Below are 19,620 nucleotides of genomic sequence, written 5' to 3'. Positions count from 1 at the left end.
GCCGTTTAAACTGCAACAAAAATACAATCAAATACGTAATAACAGTGCATTATAAACCATGGAGTTTCCATATTTTTTAGCTATTTTTCGAAGGATAACCATGGAATGAACCTTACCCGATGGCCGGTCTGAAACTTAGTGCCTGTTTTTGGTACCTGGACCCTCAAGTGTCGGATGATGTGCTGGCAACCCTGAAAGAGGGGAAATTTGATGTGCATCACTTTGACTGTAAAGAGCGTGAAAAGGTAAAAGAGAGATTGAGCGAGAATCCACCCGATGTGGTGATCTCGGATTTTGATCTGCCGGATTCTTTGCGTAAAGCCATCGAAGAGATCATGGAGCCTTTCCTCTCGGAAATACCGCTCATCTATCTGGTCGGGGAGAGGAATGCCAGGAGGGCAGCCCATACGCTGAAATCAGGGATCTGGGACTTTGTGCAGAAGGAACAGCTCTATAAACTGGTTCCCTCGGTCTACTCTTCACAGAAATATACACGACTGTTCAAAAAGCGAAAGGAAGCCGAACAGGCTCTGACAGAGTCGCGCGACCGGTACATGTCCATCTTTAATTCGGTTAGTGACGGCATCCTGCTTTTTGATTTCAATTCCAGACAGATTACGGATTATAACCCCAGAGTCCTGGAGATTTTCGGTTTATCGGACAAGGATATGGAGAACCTGGACCTGAATCTTCACTCTGCCTTAGATGAGGGATATACCATGGATCGTGCCAGGGAGTATATCCAACAGGCGATGGATGGTGATCCCGTATCCTTCGAATGGAGAAACATTAAGAAATCGGGGGAGCGGATATGGACCCTGAATTCAATCTCAGTGGTTAAGATTAACAATAGCCCTTACATCCTGCTGGTAACCAGGACCATTGACGAGCAGAAAAAACTGGAAAGATCACTGATCGAATCGCAGGAGCATTTCAGGGCACTGGCCGAAAACTCGCCCGATGTGATCATGCATTTCGACCGGCAGCACCGGCACCTCTATGTGAACAGTACCGTGGTGGCCCAGACCGGTTTATCCGCAGACCGGTTTATAAATAAGAGTCATCGTGAAATTGGAATTTTTCCCAAGGACCAGCTGGAACTCTGGGAGCAGGCGCTGGAGGAGGTGTTCAGGACCGGAAAACCCCGGACCCTTGTTTTTGATATGGAGCTGGCAGACAGGATAACCACCTATGAATGGCGGCTCTATCCCGAGCTTGGTACTTCTGAAGCCATCGGTTCTGTCATCGGGGTCGCCAGGGATATTACCGAATCCAGGAATTCGGAGGATGCCCTCCGCAAAAGTGAGGAGCGGCTGAACCTGGCTCTTTCGGCCACGGATCTGGGATTGTGGGACTGGAACCTGGCCACCGGCGAGGTCTACTATTCCCCCATATGGTGCAGAATGCTGGGTTACGAACCTGACGAATTGACCCAGGAACTGGAAACCTTGATTTCCCTGCTTCATCCGGAGGATAAAGATAAATCCAACAACACGGTCCGGGAAGTGATAAAGAACCGGGAGGATTCTTTCGATATAGAATTCAGGCTCAGGCACAAAAATGATTCCTGGGTATGGATAAGGAGCCAGGGGAAAGCGGTTAGTTTCGATGCCGACTGCAATACCGTGCGGCTTACTGGGACCCATGAGGACATCAATGAGCGCAAACGGGGCGATCTGGTCAGGCAGGTGCTGTTCGATATCTCCAATGCTGTGAACAACACCCATAGCCTGGATGAATTGTATGGCCTGATCAGGAAGTCACTGGGCCGGGTGGTGGATACTACCAATTGTTTTCTGGCGCTTTACAACGAGGAATCAGATACTCTGACCCTTCCGTTTATGGAGGATGAAAAAGATGCCTTTACCGAATTCCCGGCCAGGAAAACCCTGACCAGTTTTGTGATCCGGACCGGCGGAGCCCAGCTGGTGGATATCGAGCGTGAAAAAGAGTTGACCAGAAAGGGAGATATAGAACCGGTTGGGGCTCCCTGTGTGAGCTGGCTGGGAGTTCCACTGAAACATGAAGGAAAGACCATCGGGGTATTTGCTGTTCAGTCCTATACGGACCAGATCATTTATACCCAATCGGATGCTGAACTTCTGGAGTTTGCCAGTGACCAGATCGCCCTGGCCATCGACAGGCGCAGGCACCAGGACCGGATCAGGCTGAACCAGGAGCGGCAGAGGCGTGTTTTTGAATCCTCGCCCGACCCTATGATCGTGGTTGATCCCGGTGCCCTGATCCAGGATTTTAACAGCGCTTTCCTGGAAGCTTTCAATGTAAAAGCTAAACTGGTCTACGGGCAGAAGATATTCAGGTTCATCGATAAGTCTCAGTGGCGCACTTCCATCAAGGATTTTTATAAGACCTGGGAAACCGGTTATCTGAAGAACCTGGAGTACCAGGTGGTTCGTCCCGACGGCCTCAGATTCGATGCCGAAGTTTCCACCGGGGCCATCTACAGCAGTGACGGGAAACCCGAATCCATGGTGTTGATCCTCAAGGATATTTCCAAACGGAAGGAGGCGGAGCGCAGTATCCTGGAGGCCAAGTATAAAGCAGAAGAATCGGATAAGCTCAAAACCGCATTTCTTTCCAACATGTCGCATGAGATTCGAACCCCGATGAATGCCATCGTGGGATTTTCGGATCTTCTGACCGACGAACAATTAAGCCCGGAGGAGCGAAGGGACTTTATTGCTCAGATCAACCAGGGGGCGGATGATCTGATGCGCCTGATCGATGATATCATCGATATTGCCAAGATCGAGGCCGGACAGGTTAATGTTCATATTGCGGAATGCTTTGTCAGGGAGTTATTTAAAGAGTTGCACCTGATGTTCCTCCAGAATGTGAAACGGTCCGGAAAAGAAAATGTGTCTATCAGAATACAGTGGGACTGGCCCCTGAATGAACTGGCCATCTACACCGATCCTTTCCGCCTGAAACAGATCCTGGTGAACCTCTTGAGCAATGCAGTCAAATTTACCGAAGATGGAGAGATTGTCCTGGGTATGAGGGAAGATCCCGAGGGGGTATACTTTTATGTAAAAGACTCGGGTATAGGGATCCGGGAGGAGAAACAAAAGGTGATCTTTCACCGTTTTATGCAGGGTCATGAGACCAAGACCAAACTCTATGGCGGAACGGGACTGGGCCTGGCCATTTCTAAAAACCTGACCGAGATCCTGGGTGGGGAGATCGGGGTTCATTCCAGGCCGGGAGAGGGCTCCACTTTCTGGTTTACTCTTCCAAGGAATGAGGTTCCCCTGAAGTACGAGGCAGCCCTGAGAACCCCCTCCAACAATCTGAGGTTATGGGAGGACAAGAAGGTTCTGATAGCCGAGGACGACCACTCCAATTACTACTTCCTTTTCGAGGCCCTGAAAGAGACCGGGATCCAGGTGGTCTGGTCGAAGGATGGGGAGGAGACCATGGAGCTGTTCCGGAAACATCAGGACCTGGACCTGGTCCTGATGGATATCAATATGCCGCATGTAAATGGCTATGATTGTACCAGGATGATCAAGAAAGAGCGGCCCGGTCTGCCGGTGATTGCCCAGACTGCCTATGCCATGTCAGGTGAGCGGGAGATCAGCCGGGAAGCGAGCTGTGATGATTACCTGGTCAAACCCATAAAGGTGAGTGAACTGCTTGATACCATGGCGCGTCATATTTAATGCATTCCTGCGGGGGCGATCCCGGATGCACTATTCTTCTTCCAGAATTTTATGAATCTGTTTTTCGGTCTGATAGAGCCTGTCCCGGCAGATCTTTAGCAGATCGGTGACGCGGCTCACCTTTTCGGCGAGCTCATCCACATGGAGATTGCCGTCTTCGATTTTTTGAAGGATCGATTCAATCTCAGCGATTGCATCCCGGTAACTAATCTTCGCTTTTGTCATGGTGTTTGGAGGTGTTTTCAACTTTACTTAAAATTTTCCCCTCTTGGAGCCTGGTTTCCAGAATGTCGCCCGGTTTTAGATCTTTCACCGACCGAAGAGCTTTGCCCTTCAGCAGGGTAATGGAGTAGCCCCTTCGGAGGATATTCTCAGGATCCACCAGTTCGGTGCGTTTTTTCAACAGGGAGAGATAATCCTTGTTCCTGTGCATTAGATTGGTGAGCTCTCTGCGCAGGCCTTGTTCTGTACGGTGGAGATTTTCGGAATGTTTCTGAACCAGGCTTTTGCTTAAATGAACCAGGTCGCCCTGGTACCTGTCGAGACGGGCCAGATCTGCCTGAACCCTGATATTTACCAGGGTAGAAAGCCTGTCCAGCAGGGCAGAGAGACTGAATTGAAAGGCCAGCAGCCGGTCCACCAGGAATTCAGCTACAGCGGTGGGGGTCTTTAATCCGTGATGTGCCACCATATCGGCCACCGATTCATCTCTTTCATGCCCGATCCCGGTAAGAACCGGAAGTGGAAACTGGGTAATGAAATAGGCAAGTTCGTAATTATTAAAACTCTCCAGATCAGCTTTCGACCCGCCCCCCCGGATAAGAACCACGCAATCGAAAGCGGACTCCGATTCATAGATTTGTTCCAGTGCGGATATAATGGATCCGGGTGCCTCTTCGCCCTGCATCACCGAAGGGAAGAGGGTGCAGTAAAAGAGAAAAGCATGCCTGTTCTGTTCCATGGAGTTCATAAAGTCCCCGTAACCGGCAGCACTTTCGGAGGAGATCACTGCAATGCGCTGGGGAACCAGAGGGAAAGTCAGTTCTCTGTTCATATCGAATACACCCTCTGAACGAAGGCGCTGTATCACTTCCTGTTTTTTGCGGGCCAGATCCCCCAGGGTATAGGAGGGATCAATATCCGAGATATTCAGGCTTAGTCCGTACAGGGGATGGAACTCCACAGAGGCCTTGCACAGGATTTTGATCCCGCTTTTCAGGGTAGTTCCGGTCGAGCTTTCAAAAAAAGGCCGCAGCATGCTGTAACGGGAGGCCCAGATGGTGGCTCTGATCCTGGCCAGCAGGGTGTCGTTCTCTTCGCTCTTTTCGATAAGTTCCAGATAGCAGTGGCGCCGTTCATGGAGTTCCATGATCTCTGCGATAACCCAGTAATGTTCCGGGAGCCCTTTCTCAAGGACCCCTTTGACCTGACCGAGCAACTGCGATAATGAACAGAATTTTTCCGGCATTACTGAATAATTAGCCGGCCCCGGTAAACACCTCCGGCAGTCCGTACCTCCAGGATATAGATCCCGCTTTTTATGCTTTCCGGCAGAACCAGATCCCCTGGCAATTCCAGTTCCTTTGAAGCAGTCATTTTCCCGCTTATATCATACAGCTGTATCCTCTGTAAACCCGATACAGCTTCGGGGATCCTGATTCTGATGTAGTCTGTGGCCGGATTGGGCCATATTTCCATACTGCCTGTTTTGATACGGGCCGGGATGCCGGTAATGCTATGGTAGGCGTAGAGTATATTTGGAGTCCCGTATCCATAATAGGAATCGGGCCTCCCGGAGCGGTGACCGCTCTGTCTGATCCTGTAAATCAACTCCCTGGCCGGCAGTTCCGGAAAGGCTTGCCAGAGGGCTGCCACAGAACCGGCCAAAACCGGGGAAGCAAAAGAGGTTCCATCGCCCCTGGCCAATCCGCCTCTGGGGGACTGCAGTCCCGCAGCCTTTCCCATGGCGGTCACATCCGGCTTAATGCGGGCATCAAAAGTGGGTCCCCTGGAACTGAAGCCGGCCAGCTGGTTGCTGCTGTCGACCGCTCCAACAGCCAGGATATCCGCTGCATCGGCCGGGGCAGTGATGTAAAACCAAGCATCGTTCCCCGAATTCCCCGCACTGTTGCAGAGGACCATTCCACGGGAGGCGGTCAGGGAGGCAGCCCTGGAGATATAAGTGGTAAAGCCGTCCATATCGCGGTAGCTATAGTCATACAGAGTGCCGTCGAACCGGGAATATCCCAGGGAGGTGTTAAGCACATCCACTCCCAGGCTATCGGCATATTCGGCTGCTTCAATCCAGGCAATCTCCTCGATCCGGGTCTCCTGGTCCGGATTTTCAGTCATACAGAGCAGGTAGCTGGCGTGTGGAGCGCTTCCTACCATATTCCCGTCCCACTCGCCCGCCATAATGGAAAGGACAGACATGCCGTGGGAGCTGCTCTGACGGTAAACGGAAGCCTCATTGACATAATTCCTTGTCTCCAGGATCCGTCCCTCCCCGAACAAGGTGATAAATGAGGGCAGGCTGTCCACGTTATAAAATCCGGCATCCAGAACCCCGATCCATACGCCTGCGCCAGTATATCCAAGTTCGTGCAGGTGATCGGTTCCGACCATCTCCACCTGTTCTTTTGCCACCCCGTAATCGAATCCGGGAGCCGGCTCCAGGGGCGCTTCAAATCTCGGCTGTCCACTTCTCCCGGGAAAGAAAAGACCGTCCTTTGCCGGCTCCCAGGGAAGTGTATCCGTGAAGGGAAGTTGCACAATCTCCTGAAAGGCGGCCTCATTCAGGTTGATCATGGCGATTCCGTTTAACCACCTGGAGATATGCCTGATCTCTGCACCCATATCCCTGATCTCCTGCAGATAATCCGGATTGACCGGAAGATCCAGTTGATCCACACTCAGGCCCTGCATCGCCCTTCTGTTTATAGAACGGAGGGAGAGAAACTGATCCGGCTGGTCGGTCCGGTAAGGGCTTTCTGCCTTATCCCGGAAATAGATCCAGTAAACACCATCGGCTATCTCCTGTGCCTGTAAGCCAGGTAAAAAGAGTAAAAGAAAGACCAGCAGTTTGAATTTCTTCATCAGTGATCAGGGTTGTTGAAGGGATTCCGGTTCGGTAAGGATTAAATAATTCTTCAGTGAATCTTCCATCCATTCCTCATATTTCTCCCGGTCGACCGGTGAACCGTTCCTGTATTCCAATGAATAGGCCTCTTTTCCGCTTTCATCATAAAAGATCCAGGTGCCATGCGCCTTGTTCTCCCGGTACAGGCCCCTGATCTGAATGGTTCGGTCGGAAAGGAAGACCTTGTAGGGGCCCTCCAGCAGTCCGTTTTTATGGGTGGCTGAAAGCCTCAAAGCCCCGTTTTTAAAGTATTGTATCCAGGGACCCTCCTTGACATCCTGTTTCCACTCCACTTCTTCGGAAATCTCTCCGCTGGCATAATAGCTTCGTACCACTCCATGGAGTTTACCAGCCTGGTAGGGTTCCCGGATTCTAACAGAACCATCAAATTCTGAATAATAGGTCCATACGGAATCCTTCATTTGCTTGAGGTACCAGCCTTCTGCTGCCAGTTTGCCATTGCTGTAATACAGTCTGGCAGCACTGCGGCTCCCTCCGGGTTCAAAACACATGCGGGCCCTTGCGGCACCGGTCTCATAGTAGCGCACCATTTCGCCCACCGGCTGCCCCTCCACGAAATCAGCCTCATAGAGGGTCTTTCCACTGGGATACTCCACTTTCCAGTGGCCGGTTTTCCGTCCTTCTTCATCCACCAGGTTCTGAGCCTGCAGGGTGATGGCCGTGCAAATCCATATACAGCTGATCAAAGTCCTGAACATAGTTCCAAACCTACATATAGTTTCATGTTTATCCAAATGCAGCGGCTGTGTTCTCAGCTCACGGAAAGTCTGTTTCGGTTTACATGTACAGCAACAACAGGCTAAATAAAAAGAGGATGCCCTTGTGAGACACCCTCTTTTTATCATTCACATAATCTGCGTTTTATTTCACCTCTTCAAAATCCACATCAGTCACCTCGTCATCACTCCCTTTCCCGGGAGCAGGTTCGCCTTCTGCTTCAGGGCCGGGCTGATCGCCTTCGCCACTTTGCTGCTGTGCATTATAGATATCCTGTGAAGCTGCCTGCCAGGCAGTGTTCAGTCTTTCACTGGCCTGATCGATGGCGGCGATATCCTCCGATTTATGAGCCTCTTTCAGGCTGGTTAAAGCCTCTTCGATGGGAGCCCTCTTTTCGGCAGGGATTTTTTCTCCAAACTCTTTCAGCTGTTTTTCCGACTGGAAGATGAGACTGTCGGCTGTGTTAAGCTTGTCGATACGTTCCTTGGCAGCTTTATCAGTTGCTTCATTCTCTTTGGCCTCCTGCTTCATTCTTTCGATCTCACTATCGGACAGACCCGATGAGGCTTCAATACGGATACTCTGCTCTTTCCCGGTCCCTTTGTCCTTTGCACTTACGTTCAGGATACCGTTGGCATCAATATCAAAGGTAACCTCAATTTGCGGAATGCCACGGGGTGCCGGCGGAATACCATCGAGATGGAAGCGTCCGATGGTCTTGTTATCCTTGGCCATAGCCCGTTCGCCCTGAAGCACATGGATCTCAACCGATGGCTGGTTATCGGCCGCCGTGGTAAAGGTTTGTGTTTTCTTTGTGGGAATGGTGGTATTCGACTCGATAAGTTTGGTGTTGACACTTCCCATGGTCTCAATACCCAGTGAAAGGGGAGTGACATCAAGAAGGAGAACGTCTTTCACCTCCCCGGTAAGCACACCACCCTGGATGGCAGCTCCCACGGCAACGACTTCGTCCGGGTTCACCCCTTTGGAAGGGGTTCTGCTGAAGAAATCCTCCACCACTTTCTGGATGGCAGGAATCCGGGTGGAACCTCCCACCAGGATAACCTCGTTGATTTCACTGCTTTTAAGGCCGGAATCTTTCAGGGCCTTTTTACAGGGTTCGATGGTGGCCTGGATCAGTTTGTCGGCCAGGCTTTCAAATTTAGCCCTGCTGAGACTCTTTACCAGGTGTTTGGGCACACCGTCGACCGGCATGATATAGGGGAGGTTGATTTCGGTCTGTGTAGCACTTGACAATTCAATCTTGGCTTTTTCGGCAGCCTCCTTAAGCCGCTGCAGAGCCATGGGATCCTTTTTCAGATCGAGCCCTTCGTCTTTCTTGAATTCATCGGCCAGCCAGTCGATGATCACCTGGTCGAAATCGTCTCCACCCAGGTGGGTGTCCCCGTTGGTCGATTTAACCTCAAAAACACCGTCACCAAGTTCTAGTATGGAAATATCGAAGGTACCGCCACCCAGGTCGAAAACGGCAATTTTCAGGTCCGAAGTCTTCTTATCCAGCCCGTAGGCCAGCGAGGCAGCGGTAGGCTCATTAATGATCCTCTTTACCTGAAGACCGGCAATTTCACCGGCCTCTTTAGTGGCCTGGCGCTGGGAGTCGCTGAAATAAGCCGGGACCGTAATAACAGCCTCTTTAACTTCATGACCCAGGTAATCCTCTGCAGTCTTCTTCATCTTCTGAAGCACCATGGCAGAAATCTCCTGTGGAGAGTATTTCCGGTCGTCAATCTGAACCCGCGGGGTGTTATTCTCACCTTTGACCACCTTATAGGGAACCCTGGCAATCTCCTTGCTCATCCGGTCAAAGGTCTCCCCCATAAACCGCTTGATGGAGGATACCGTCTTGGTAGGATTGGTAATTGCCTGCCTTTTGGCCGGGTCTCCTACTTTGCGCTCTCCGTTCTCAACAAAAGCCACCATGGAGGGGGTGGTCCTTTTTCCCTCGCTGTTGGGTATCACAACAGGTTCGTTGCCTTCCATTACCGATACACAGGAGTTTGTTGTACCTAAATCAATTCCAATAATTTTACTCATGACTCTTATCTGTTTGTTTTTTTCTGTAATCGATCATTTTATAATGATACCTATGACTTAACGAAGATTATGCCAATCGGGATTTTCAGGTCCCGGATGTTATATTGGCACCATTTTCTGCAAATATCTGCCGGTCGCATGTCAGGTTTACTGACAAATTGACCGCCAATAGGAAATTTATTGTAAACTTTACAGGAAATTCTAATGTAAACATCATGTCGCTGCACAGCAATGTAAAACGAGTCACTACCCATGTGCTTTTTGCCATGAAGCTAAAAGGGGAGAAAATAGCCATGTTAACCGCTTATGATTACTCTTTTGCACGCCTGTTGGACCAGGCTGGCATTGATGTGATCCTGGTGGGCGACTCGGCATCCAATGTCATGGCCGGTTATGAGACTACGCTGCCCATTACTCTCGACAATATGATCTACCATGCCGCCTCGGTAGTCCGGGCCACCAGCAGGGCACTGGTGGTGGTCGATCTGCCCTTCGGGACCTATCAGGGCGACTCGAAGGAGGCATTGGTGTCGGCCATCCGGATCATGAAGGAGACAGGAGCCAGTGCCATCAAGGTGGAAGGAGGAGTGGAAATCAGAGAATCCATTGAGCGGATCCTCTCGGCGGGGATCCCTGTTATGGGACATCTGGGGCTTACGCCACAGGCCATTCATAAATTCGGGACCTATGTGGTCCGGGCTACGGATAAGGAGGAGGCCGACAAGCTGAAGTCAGATGCCATAGCCCTTTCAGAGGCAGGCTGTTTTGCCGTGGTCCTGGAAAAGATCCCGGCCAGGCTGGCCGGGGAGGTGACCGAGTCCATTAAGATTCCCACTATAGGCATTGGTGCCGGGTCCAATGTGAGCGGACAGGTGCTGGTCCTGCACGATATGCTGGGCATTACTCAGGAGTTTTCTCCCCGTTTCCTGCGACGTTATCACAATCTGCAAATGGAGGTAAAAGGAGCGGTTAAAAATTATATTGACGATGTGAGATCGGTCTCCTTCCCGAACGAAAGCGAACAGTACTAGTCCCTGCCGACTTTTTGGACAGGCCCCGGTGAGATGAATTTACTGAAACCTCCTGCTACGATTTTATATGAGGATAATCACCTGATGGTTGTCAACAAACGTGTTTCCCAGATTGTGCAGGGAGATAAAACCGGCGATGCCTCGCTGGACAGACTGCTGAAGGATTTTATCAGGGAGCGTGATCATAAACCGGGGGAGGTATTCCTTGGAATACCCCACCGGCTGGATCGCCCGGTCAGCGGAGCGGTGGTATTTGCGAAAACCAGCAAGGCCCTCAGCCGGATGGCTGCCCTGTTTAAGGAGAAGAAGGTGGAGAAGATCTACCATGCTATTGTGGAGAAGTGTCCGAAGCCTGATTCCGGTATCCTGGACCATTATCTTACCCGTAACACCAGGCAGAACAAAAGCTATGTACACGACAGCCAGGTAGAAGGTTCAAAGCATGCCCGGCTCCACTACCGCAGGCTGGCCTCATCAGACCGGTATCACTTGCTTGAAGTAGTGCTGGAAACCGGCCGTCACCACCAGATCAGGGCCCAGCTGGCAGGCATTGGCAGCGTAATAAAGGGCGACCGGAAGTATGGTGCCAAAAGAAGCAATCCAAACGGGGGTATCAGCCTGCACGCAAGGAGGATCTCATTTATCCATCCTGTAAAAATGGAGCAGATAGAGGTGGTGGCCCCTTACCCCAGGATGGATATTTTTCCGGTTTTTTTTAAGCCAGGTTCGAAAGCTTAAAGGGAAGTGGCAGCAGGTCGGTAACCTTTGATAGAACCTGAATTTTCTTACTGCCGTAAAGGATGAGTTCCATGGGAGCTTCCCCCTGGCTTTCTTTTTCATACAGTACCTGTCTGCAGGCACCGCAGGGTGCAACCGGTTCTTCCTGAACGATCCCTTCACGTATGGCGGCTATAGCGATGGACCGGACAGCTACACCCGGGTGCCGGGCCCCGGCATAATAAATGGCCACCCGTTCGGCACATAGTCCGGATGGATAGGCCGCATTTTCCTGGTTGCTGCCAATCACAATTTCTCCATTTGCCAGGCGGACTGCGGCACCCACATGGAACTCCGAATAGGGTGCATAGGCATCCCCGGCTGCCCGGATGGCGCTGTTCACTAATAGAGCCTGTTCTTCCGACAGTTCCTCAAGTTGGTCAAATTCATACAACCTTACCGTATATGCCCTCTGTTTCATAGTGTAAGCTTATTTAAAATAAAGTTACAGATTATATCGCTGATATAAGATTTTGTTATTAACGGCCGTTCATGGTAAAGGAATTGTTTAAAACTCCCTTAAGGAACTGTTTTGCTTATATCTATTTTTAAGCACCAGGTAATTTTAGAAAAGGAGGGAATTGTTGTTGAAATGTTCAGGCCATATAAAAGCAGTCGTGTTTATCCTGCTCTTGTCGGCCCCTGTTAAACAGGCGGACGGACAGAAGAAATACACCCGGGAGGAATATATCAGGACCTTTTCGGACCTGGCTATGCGGGAGATGATCAGGGTGGGAATCCCCGCAAGCATCACCCTGGCCCAGGGATGCCTGGAATCAAACAATGGAAACAGCCGGCTGGCGGTCAGGGGGAACAATCATTTTGGGATCAAGTGTCATGACTGGACCGGGAAGAAAATCCATCATAATGACGACAGCTGGCAGGAGTGCTTCAGGTCCTATTCCTCCGCCTATGAGTCCTATATGGATCACTCCGAATTTCTTAGCTCAAAACCCAGGTATGCTCCCCTGTTTGAGATCAGTCCGCACGACTACCGCGGCTGGGCCAGGGGACTGAAAAGGGCCGGATATGCCACGGCCGATAACTATGCCACCCTTCTGATCAGGATCATTGAGGAGAATGAACTCTATAAGTACGATCTGCTGGTGCTTGACGGGAGCATGGGCAGTGAGGCGGATACAAGCTCCTATATGGCCGGACAGGGATCAGGGGCCCAAAGAGCTGTTCTGCTGAACAACCGGATCGAATACATAGTATCAGAACCGGGGGATACCCCGGAATCGCTTAGGGCTGAGCTGGGAATGTACAAGAATGAGATCTACAGGTACAACAACCTGTATCGGGGTGCAAAACTTGAACCGGGAACCTTCATCTACCTTCAGCCAAAACGCAGAAAGGCGGCCGCAGGCAATGAGATGCACGTGGTGGAAGAGGGACAGACCATGTATGATATTTCACAACTATACGGGGTGAAGCTGAAACATCTTTACAGCAAGAACCATATGATGGAAGGGGAGCAACCCATGGAAGGGACAGAGATTTATCTCAGAAGAAAGAAGCGCGAACCTGTACTAAATCCGGAGCCCTCCCGGGAGAAGTATGAGGAGGAGGAGATGCAGTTCCGCTTCGAATACTAGTCGCCGGCCCAAATTGTTCAAAACATGTTAATCATTTTGACTGTCAAAACTTTACATTGACTGCCGGGAAGTTTAAATTTGTCAGAAAACAGAAGCATGGCCGAAGCAGAAACAGAGCCAGTCAGAATGATCCTGCCCCCCGATGGCCGGCAAACCCGGATTGATTTTTTTGGCGAGAGCACTTCCAGAAGACAGCCTCCGGAATGGTGGCATTCCATTTCATCTCTTTTCAGGCTTCACACCAGGGAAGAGGGGGTGGATCTCGACTTCTACGAGAGACAACTGGAAAAGGAGGGCTACTCTGAAAAATCAAGAAAAACTTACCGCTTTATGGTCAGGAGGTTCTTTGAGTATTTTAAAGGAGTTGAACCACGGAAGATCAGCATGGGGGCCATTGAGGATTATAATTTTGAGTTTTTTGTTTCGGGAAGGTACTCCCGTTCCTACCAGTTGCAGTTTATCAATGCGCTCAGGCTGTATTACCAGTTGACAGAGGGGATTGATCTGAATCTGAAACAACTCAGGAAAACCGGGATAAGCCGCTCTTAAGCCTGAACCCGGCGAGAAAATCCTTAATATCCATTTTCCTTTTTCCTTCCTGCTGAATGGAGTAAATATGAAGCACTCCATCTTTAAGGGCTACTTTCAATGCACTTTTTCCGTCTGAAGAGATGGTGCCCGGAGCCAAACCCTGCGTGGCAGGCTCAAAGGCAGCCGTTAAGATCTTGCAAAGCACAGGCTTGCCTCCGTCTCTTTCCAGGAAGGTATAGGCACCCGGATGGGGACTGAGTCCCCGGATCAGGTTGTGGAGGGCCTGTCCCGGAAGGTTCCAGTCAATCTGGCAGTCTTCCTTGAATATTTTCGGAGCTTTCTTTAAGTTGCTGCCGGCCTCCAGGAATAACTCCTGGGATTTTGCCTTCAGCTCTCCACTGCTGATCAGTCCGACTGTTTCCAGCACCAGTCCGGCTCCGAGGACCATCAGCCGGTCGTGCAGTTCTCCGGCTGTCTCCTTAGGTCCGATACCGGTTCGTTTCTGAAGTAGAATATTTCCCGTATCGATCTGATCATCAATAAAAAAAGTAGTAACTCCCGTTTCTTCTTCCCCATTAATCAGGACATGATTGATGGGCGCTGCACCCCGGTATTGAGGCAATAAAGAGGCGTGCAGGTTAAAGGTGCCCAGGCTGGGCATGCTCCAGACCACCTCGGGTAGCATTCTGAATGCCACCACCACCTGAAGCTCAGGATTTAATGCGGCGAGCTCATCCAGAAAGGTTCCGGATCTCAGATTCTCCGGTTGAAGAATGGGAATATTCATTTTTTCCCGGAGGAGGAATTCTTTGATGGCGGAATACCGGATCTTCCTGCCACGTCCTGCCGGCCTGTCGGGAGCGGTAATGACTCCCACCACGTGACACCCCGACTCCAGCAGAAGCTGCAGGGGAGGAACCGCAAAGCCCGGACTGCCCATATAGACGATTCTCGGATGCTGCTTACTCATCTATGCGGGAGTTTTTATAATGTGCAATATTGAGAAAATGCCCCATTTTGTCCCGCTTGGTCTCCAGATAAAACTGATTGTGTTTGTTTGAAGGAATCTCCAGCCGGATGGACTCCACGATGGTCATTCCATATCCTTCCAGTCCGGCCTTCTTCACCGGATTGTTGGTGATCAGCCTTATTTTCCTGACCCCAAGCGAGTGCAGTATTCCGGCGCCCACTCCGTAATCGCGCTCATCATCCCTGAATCCCAGTTCCACATTGGCTTCCACAGTGTCGCGGCCCTCTTCCTGGAGTTTATAGGCCTTCATTTTGTTATACAGACCAATCCCGCGGCCCTCCTGGTTGAGATAGATGATCACGCCCTTACCCTCTTTCTGAACCATTCTCATGGCTTCGTGCAGCTGTTCGCCGCAATCGCAGCGGTAGCTTCCAAAAATATCACCGGTCACACAGGAGGAATGAACCCGGACCAGCAGACTTTCATCTTCGGACCATTCCCCTTTAACAAGCGCGACATGTTCCAGGCCATTGGATTTCTGAATAAAGGGGATCAGGTTGAAGTCCCCGTACTCAGTGGGGAGTTTCACCCTGGCACCCTGGATGAGGATGGAGTCAAAGTTCAGCCGGTAGGCAATCAGATCTTTGATGGTGATCAGCTTCAGCTTATGTTGCCGGGCCAGGCGATAGAGTTCCGGAAGCCGTGCCATGGTCCCGTCGTCACTCATAATTTCCACCAGGACCCCGCCGGGTTTTAATCCGGAAAGCCGGGTCAGGTCCACCGCGGCTTCGGTGTGACCGGCCCGCCTGAGCACCCCCTGACGCCTCGATTTTAAGGGGAAGATATGCCCGGGCCGGGCGAGATCCTCCGGCATGGTGGAGGGATCCACCAGGGCACGTATTGTTTTGGCACGGTCCGAAGCTGAAATCCCGGTAGTGCATCCCTGTCCCAGCAGGTCGACGGAAACGGTGAAGGCAGTGGTATGACTGCTGGTATTATTACTTACCATCATGGGCAGGTCCAGTTGCTCGCAGCGTTCATCGGTAAGAGAAGCACAGATCAGGCCCTTGCCCCAGGTGGCCATAAAATTGACTGTTTCCGGGGTGACCAGCTCGGCCGCACAGACAAAATCTCCTTCGTTCTCCCTGTCTTCATCATCAACAACAATAACGATTTTACCGTTCCTGATATCTTCCATCGCCTCCTCAATGGAGTTGAGTTTAATCCTGTTTCCTGCTTGTTGGTTGCCAGACATTGTTTTTAATTCCTCCTAAATACCTGATAAAACCGGCTGTGAGGGCCAGGTTCATCAGAACAAAATGTGAGATAAAGCGCAAAGGTATGGTTTGGATTTTAATTTTCCTCAGCAAATGATCAATAAGGGGGATTAAAAGCACCAGCACCTGCAGGAGGGCCAGGCAGAGATAGAAAGACGAACTCATCCCGAGAATAAAGGAGATGGTCAAGGTAAGGAGCACCAGGAAGGGGACGATCCACCGGATTACTTTATGGGAAAAAAAACAAAATCCGATCCCTTTGTTTCCCCGGAAAAGCATGGAACGGAATCTAAGCAGGTTTTGATAGTTTCCTGCTGAGATGCGCTTTTTCCTTCTGAACTCTTCACGAGGGTTATTGGAAACATCTTCATAGACCTTTGCATGAATGTTGCTGATACACTGCCCCCCCTGCTCAAGAACGCTCATATTGATAAAGAAATCATCCACCAGAAAGTGCCCCGGAACAGGCCTGTAGAGAGATTTCCGGACCGCATAACATCCTCCGGAAGGTCCCATCATGGAACCCCAGAGCACACTCTCATGCTGTTTTATCCGGACTTCACGGCTGGTATAATATTTCTCCTGACGGGATATGCCGTCCTCTTTGATCCCCGTGCTGATAATTCCGGAGTCCACCAGGCCGATACGCTCCTCTTTGAAGTAACGGACCAGTTCAAAGAGGGTGTGTTCCTCCAGCATCACGTTGGCATCGCTTATCACCAGGATTTCTCCCCGCGCCTCTCTGGCAAGCAGGTTGACAATTTCCGGTTTTCCTTTCCTCTCATCGAAAAGGAAAAGCTGAATGGACGGATTTGCTTCAGAAAGCTGCCGGAGTATCTGGTTGGTCTGGTCCGTGGAAGCATCCGAGCCCACAAGAATCTCCAGTTTCTCCCGGGGGTAATCACTCTCCAGAACGCTCCGGATCTTTTCACCAATAACCAACTCTTCATTGTAGGCTGCAATTAACATCGAAACAAGGGGCCTTTCCCCGGCAGAGAAGAAGCGGGCCTTTATCTCTCTGTTTCCCGCGAGCAGACGAAGAATAAATGGAAAAAGCAGGTAGGAGTAGATAAAGAGTCCGAGGCAGATCCAGAATATGATTTGAAGTATGATCATACCTCTGTGTAATAAAACTGACTTAAGCGCTTAGAGAGTTCAAAGGTATCATAATTACGGCGAACAAATGTGCGAGCACCGGAAAGCATCCGGTCTGGAAAATGTGCATCGTTGAGTAATCTAAGTATCTGACTGTTAAATCTATAAGGATCATCTTCCACTTTTACCAGCTGATGATCCCTGAGCTCAATTCCCTCGATTCCGGCGGAGGTGGTTACCACCGGCCTTCCCAGCGCCATTCCTTCCAGAATTTTTATTCTGATACCGCTTCCGGACAAAAGGGGTGCAAGCATGACCCGGTAAGCCTGCATGAAACCCACGGCATCTTCAACCTCTCCATGGTAGCTAATGTTGGGGTGATTGAGTTTTTTCTCAAATTGTCGGGATGCATTTCTTCCGGCCACATGGAATCTGAGGGCAGGAAGCTTTGAAAGCAAAAGGGGAAAAACCTTTTCGATGAACCAGTTAAGCCCCTCCTGATTGGGGAGCCAGTCCAGCGCCCCGATATAAAAGATGCTGGGTTCAGCGGGGAGTTCAGTCAGGGGGTAGTCCTCCATGGTCAATCCGGCGGGAATGGTTAGCATGGGGATTTGAAGGCCCTGTTTCCTGAAATAAGCGGAATCATAGTCACTGATAGGGATCAGCATATCGGCCCGGTGCGCCAGCTCCAGCTCGAAGCGTTTCAGCCTCCGGGCCATATTGTTCAGGTACCATGTTTTCAGGACCGATCCTTCATGGATAGCTTTTCTTTCCCAGATGAGATGTTCCACGTTATGGGCCCTTAGGACCAGTTTCGCTTCGCTCAGGCTCCTGATCAGATCCAGGTAAAGTCCCGGATAGGGCCCTTCCAGCTGGATAATATCAAAGATCTCCTGCCGCAGGAGCTCTGTAAGCGCTGTTCTGTAGGAAGGGATATTAAAACGTTCTGCAATATACGGAGTCCGGGAGAAGAACAGGTTTAATCCCAGCCGCAGTGGTCTGACGGAGCAGTTGCAATCCACGCCTATGAAGCGGATTTTTTCCCGGATATCTCCCGGAATCTGATCCGTGGGACAGGGGTGTTTGGCTGTATTCAGTGCCAGGCAGGTAATCTGATTTCCTGCTGCGTGAAGACCGGTCATCATATTTAATGTGGCAATGGACCCCCCGTCCCTGCGTGGATAAGGAAGTTTATTGCTCAGGACCAGGATCTTCATTTTCTCCGGAAGAATTTCTGTGAGCTCTGCCAGATATTTTTTACCCATATAAAATAGGTATCGATATTCATGATGACAGAATCATTGGCAGCTTTATAGGTCAGCAGGATGCTGATGGGAACCAGGATAAATGTGGATAGCCACATTCCCGCGAAGGGCGGAAGGATGTTTTCCCGGACAAATTTCTCTCCAATTATAGAGATCACGTAATAGATCAGGAACATCAAAACACTGACAATCACTGGTATACCAAGCCCCCCCTTTCGAATAATGGCCCCCAGGGGAGCACCGATGAAAAAGAAAATCAGGCAGAGGAGGGAAAGCGTATACTTGCGTTGAATCTCTATCTGATACCTGCGAAGTTTTGCGATCTTCCAGTCGGTCGTTCCCGCATTGGAAGAAGTGACACTTTTATTGCTTCTTGCAAAGTTGATAGCCTGTGTGAGCGCCCGGCGTTGTTCCAGTTTATTGAGTTCCTGAAACATGGAGTCCACATGAAGCTGTATGATTTCCATTTCTTCTGCGGAGCGCGAACTCTTCAGGGAATCGGGAAGGATCCTTTCTCTTTTGATAAGCAGGTTCTTTGGTTTATCCACCAGGGTTTTCTCAATGGTCGAATGGAACATAAGAAGCATGGTGTCCAGATCCTGGGTAAGTGAGTCTTCAAAATGATGCAGCTGATCGATGTTCAGCATGGAGTATGCATTACGGAACAGGTTCTCATCGGACCGGTTCAGTCCAAATCCGGTCATCTCAATGATCATCTCCTGTTGTTCAAAATGGTCCCTCTGATGGGGATAGCTTTTAATGTTTTTTTTCTCTTTTTTCTGCTTTTGCATCTCCTCATACGTGCGACCGTTGTAAAGGGTGAGCAGGAGGTGTTTCTCGTCGGCCGATATTTTCATGTAACCCGAATCGGCAATGGTAACCCGTGTGTTTCCCTGCTTCTTGGTATGATCAAAAATCAGAATGTCACTGAGTAGACTGGTCTTGCTGTCGCGGGATCCGATGCGGATGGAGTAGCCTTCCAGGGTGTTGTCGAATACTCCCGGTTTAATGGTAAGTTCGGGCCTCTGCTGCTGAATATCGTAGAGCAGAGCCCTCATCTTCAGGTTGGTGACAGGCATCACATAATTGGCAAACAAAAATGCTCCGATAGCTATGGTCGCAGAAATAACCATGACCGGAGCCATGATGCGGATAAGCGAGATACCGGAGGATTTAAAAGCCAGCAGTTCCAGGTTTTCTGCCAGGTTTCCAAAGGTCATCAGGCTGGCCAGAAGCACGGCCAGGGGCATGGCCAGTGGAACCAGGCTGGCACTGGTATACAGCAGGAATTCTGATATAACACTCATTTCCAGCCCCTTCCCGATAAGGTCATCGATATACTTCCAGAGAAACTGCATCAGGAGTATAAAAACGACAAAAAAGAATGTCAGGATGAGCGGACCTATAAATGACTTAATGACCAGCAGATGAAGTTTTTTCACACCTCTCCCATTTCTAGCT

16 protein-coding genes are annotated in these 19,620 nt (G+C 50.3%); 5 read left to right on the top strand and 11 right to left on the bottom strand.

Going from position 1 to position 19,620, the window contains the following annotated elements; all coding sequences use genetic code 11:
- Positions 1-119: 119 nt before the first annotated feature.
- Positions 120-3,683 (top strand): PAS domain S-box protein, encoded by a 3,564-nt coding sequence (locus P1P86_05435; protein MDF1574616.1) that lies wholly within the window; start codon positions 120-122, stop codon positions 3,681-3,683.
- A 30-nt stretch (positions 3,684-3,713) separates the two neighbouring features.
- Here the strand turns inward: P1P86_05435 and xseB are convergent, their stop codons facing one another.
- The 5 genes from xseB to dnaK all read right to left on the bottom strand — a co-directional run bounded on the left by xseB (position 3,714) and on the right by dnaK (position 9,615).
- On the bottom strand, positions 3,714-3,908 hold the full coding sequence (gene xseB / locus P1P86_05430; protein ID MDF1574615.1) for an exodeoxyribonuclease VII small subunit: 195 nt from the start codon (positions 3,906-3,908) through the stop codon (positions 3,714-3,716).
- Positions 3,889-5,151: an exodeoxyribonuclease VII large subunit gene (gene xseA, locus P1P86_05425; GenBank protein MDF1574614.1), complete on the bottom strand. Its 1,263-nt coding sequence runs from the start codon at positions 5,149-5,151 to the stop codon at positions 3,889-3,891. Before xseA ends, xseB begins: the two co-directional genes overlap by 20 nt.
- Positions 5,151-6,779, bottom strand: a complete 1,629-nt coding sequence (locus P1P86_05420; protein ID MDF1574613.1) for a S8 family peptidase — start codon at positions 6,777-6,779, stop codon at positions 5,151-5,153. The genes xseA and P1P86_05420 overlap by 1 nt, the downstream gene beginning before the upstream one ends.
- Before the next feature lie 6 nt (positions 6,780-6,785).
- Positions 6,786-7,529, bottom strand: coding sequence for a toxin-antitoxin system YwqK family antitoxin (locus P1P86_05415; GenBank protein MDF1574612.1), 744 nt, complete (start codon positions 7,527-7,529; stop codon positions 6,786-6,788).
- 175 nt (positions 7,530-7,704) lie between these two features.
- A complete protein-coding gene (gene dnaK / locus P1P86_05410; protein ID MDF1574611.1) occupies positions 7,705-9,615 on the bottom strand; it encodes a molecular chaperone DnaK in 1,911 nt (636 codons plus the stop codon).
- Between the two features lie 215 nt (positions 9,616-9,830).
- On the opposite strand from dnaK, the gene panB reads away from it, so the two are divergent.
- Together panB and P1P86_05400 are read left to right on the top strand one after the other, a co-directional pair.
- A complete protein-coding gene (panB, locus tag P1P86_05405) occupies positions 9,831-10,646 on the top strand; it encodes a 3-methyl-2-oxobutanoate hydroxymethyltransferase (GenBank protein MDF1574610.1) in 816 nt (271 codons plus the stop codon).
- A 33-nt stretch (positions 10,647-10,679) separates the two neighbouring features.
- Positions 10,680-11,384: an RluA family pseudouridine synthase gene (locus P1P86_05400; GenBank protein ID MDF1574609.1), complete on the top strand. Its 705-nt coding sequence runs from the start codon at positions 10,680-10,682 to the stop codon at positions 11,382-11,384.
- On the opposite strand, the gene P1P86_05395 is transcribed toward P1P86_05400, so the two are convergent.
- Positions 11,362-11,844 carry a cytidine deaminase gene (locus tag P1P86_05395; GenBank protein MDF1574608.1) on the bottom strand — a complete coding sequence of 161 codons (483 nt, stop codon included), beginning with the start codon at positions 11,842-11,844 and terminating at the stop codon, positions 11,362-11,364. The genes P1P86_05400 and P1P86_05395 overlap by 23 nt on opposite strands.
- 196 nt (positions 11,845-12,040) lie before the next feature.
- Between P1P86_05395 and P1P86_05390 the strand changes: the two genes are divergently transcribed.
- Entirely contained in the window at positions 12,041-13,021 is a 981-nt protein-coding gene (locus P1P86_05390) for a glucosaminidase domain-containing protein (protein ID MDF1574607.1), read from the top strand.
- A gap of 96 nt (positions 13,022-13,117) precedes the next feature.
- A complete protein-coding gene (locus tag P1P86_05385; protein ID MDF1574606.1) occupies positions 13,118-13,570 on the top strand; it encodes a phage integrase N-terminal SAM-like domain-containing protein in 453 nt (150 codons plus the stop codon).
- Here the strand turns inward: P1P86_05385 and fmt are convergent.
- Genes fmt through P1P86_05360 form a run of 5 tightly spaced genes read right to left on the bottom strand, consistent with a single transcriptional unit; the run spans position 13,542 to position 19,601 of the window.
- Complete coding sequence (fmt, locus tag P1P86_05380) at positions 13,542-14,522, bottom strand: methionyl-tRNA formyltransferase (GenBank protein MDF1574605.1); 981 nt, start codon at positions 14,520-14,522, stop codon at positions 13,542-13,544. The genes P1P86_05385 and fmt overlap by 29 nt on opposite strands.
- On the bottom strand, positions 14,515-15,777 hold the full coding sequence (locus P1P86_05375; protein ID MDF1574604.1) for a bifunctional 3,4-dihydroxy-2-butanone-4-phosphate synthase/GTP cyclohydrolase II: 1,263 nt from the start codon (positions 15,775-15,777) through the stop codon (positions 14,515-14,517). The genes fmt and P1P86_05375 overlap by 8 nt, the downstream gene beginning before the upstream one ends.
- Positions 15,743-16,915, bottom strand: coding sequence for a glycosyltransferase (locus P1P86_05370; protein ID MDF1574603.1), 1,173 nt, complete (start codon positions 16,913-16,915; stop codon positions 15,743-15,745). The genes P1P86_05375 and P1P86_05370 overlap by 35 nt, the downstream gene beginning before the upstream one ends.
- Positions 16,912-18,159, bottom strand: a complete 1,248-nt coding sequence (locus P1P86_05365) for a glycosyltransferase family 4 protein (protein ID MDF1574602.1) — start codon at positions 18,157-18,159, stop codon at positions 16,912-16,914. Before P1P86_05365 ends, P1P86_05370 begins: the two co-directional genes overlap by 4 nt.
- Positions 18,108-19,601, bottom strand: coding sequence for an LptF/LptG family permease (locus tag P1P86_05360; GenBank protein ID MDF1574601.1), 1,494 nt, complete (start codon positions 19,599-19,601; stop codon positions 18,108-18,110). Before P1P86_05360 ends, P1P86_05365 begins: the two co-directional genes overlap by 52 nt.
- Positions 19,602-19,620: the final 19 nt, after the last annotated feature.

It is taken from the genome of Bacteroidales bacterium (assembly GCA_029210725.1).
Classification (GTDB): Bacteria; Bacteroidota; Bacteroidia; order Bacteroidales.
Note: the sequence above shows the minus strand (reverse complement) of the source record. Positions and strands in the feature narration are given on the sequence as shown.

Excerpts from the sequence above, each read along its gene's own strand:
- P1P86_05400 (MDF1574609.1), top strand. The coding sequence starts at position 10,680 with ATGAATTTACTGAAACCTCCTGCTACGATTTTATATGAGGATAATCAC.
- P1P86_05435 (MDF1574616.1), top strand. The coding sequence starts at position 120 with ATGGCCGGTCTGAAACTTAGTGCCTGTTTTTGGTACCTGGACCCTCAA.
- P1P86_05365 (MDF1574602.1), bottom strand. The coding sequence starts at position 18,159 with ATGGGTAAAAAATATCTGGCAGAGCTCACAGAAATTCTTCCGGAGAAA.
- fmt (MDF1574605.1), bottom strand. The coding sequence starts at position 14,522 with ATGAGTAAGCAGCATCCGAGAATCGTCTATATGGGCAGTCCGGGCTTT.
- P1P86_05395 (MDF1574608.1), bottom strand. The coding sequence starts at position 11,844 with ATGAAACAGAGGGCATATACGGTAAGGTTGTATGAATTTGACCAACTT.
- panB (MDF1574610.1), top strand. The coding sequence starts at position 9,831 with ATGTCGCTGCACAGCAATGTAAAACGAGTCACTACCCATGTGCTTTTT.
- xseA (MDF1574614.1), bottom strand. The coding sequence starts at position 5,151 with ATGCCGGAAAAATTCTGTTCATTATCGCAGTTGCTCGGTCAGGTCAAA.
- P1P86_05370 (MDF1574603.1), bottom strand. The coding sequence starts at position 16,915 with ATGATCATACTTCAAATCATATTCTGGATCTGCCTCGGACTCTTTATC.
- xseB (MDF1574615.1), bottom strand. The coding sequence starts at position 3,908 with ATGACAAAAGCGAAGATTAGTTACCGGGATGCAATCGCTGAGATTGAA.
- P1P86_05420 (MDF1574613.1), bottom strand. The coding sequence starts at position 6,779 with ATGAAGAAATTCAAACTGCTGGTCTTTCTTTTACTCTTTTTACCTGGC.
- P1P86_05375 (MDF1574604.1), bottom strand. The coding sequence starts at position 15,777 with ATGTCTGGCAACCAACAAGCAGGAAACAGGATTAAACTCAACTCCATT.
- dnaK (MDF1574611.1), bottom strand. The coding sequence starts at position 9,615 with ATGAGTAAAATTATTGGAATTGATTTAGGTACAACAAACTCCTGTGTA.
- P1P86_05385 (MDF1574606.1), top strand. The coding sequence starts at position 13,118 with ATGGCCGAAGCAGAAACAGAGCCAGTCAGAATGATCCTGCCCCCCGAT.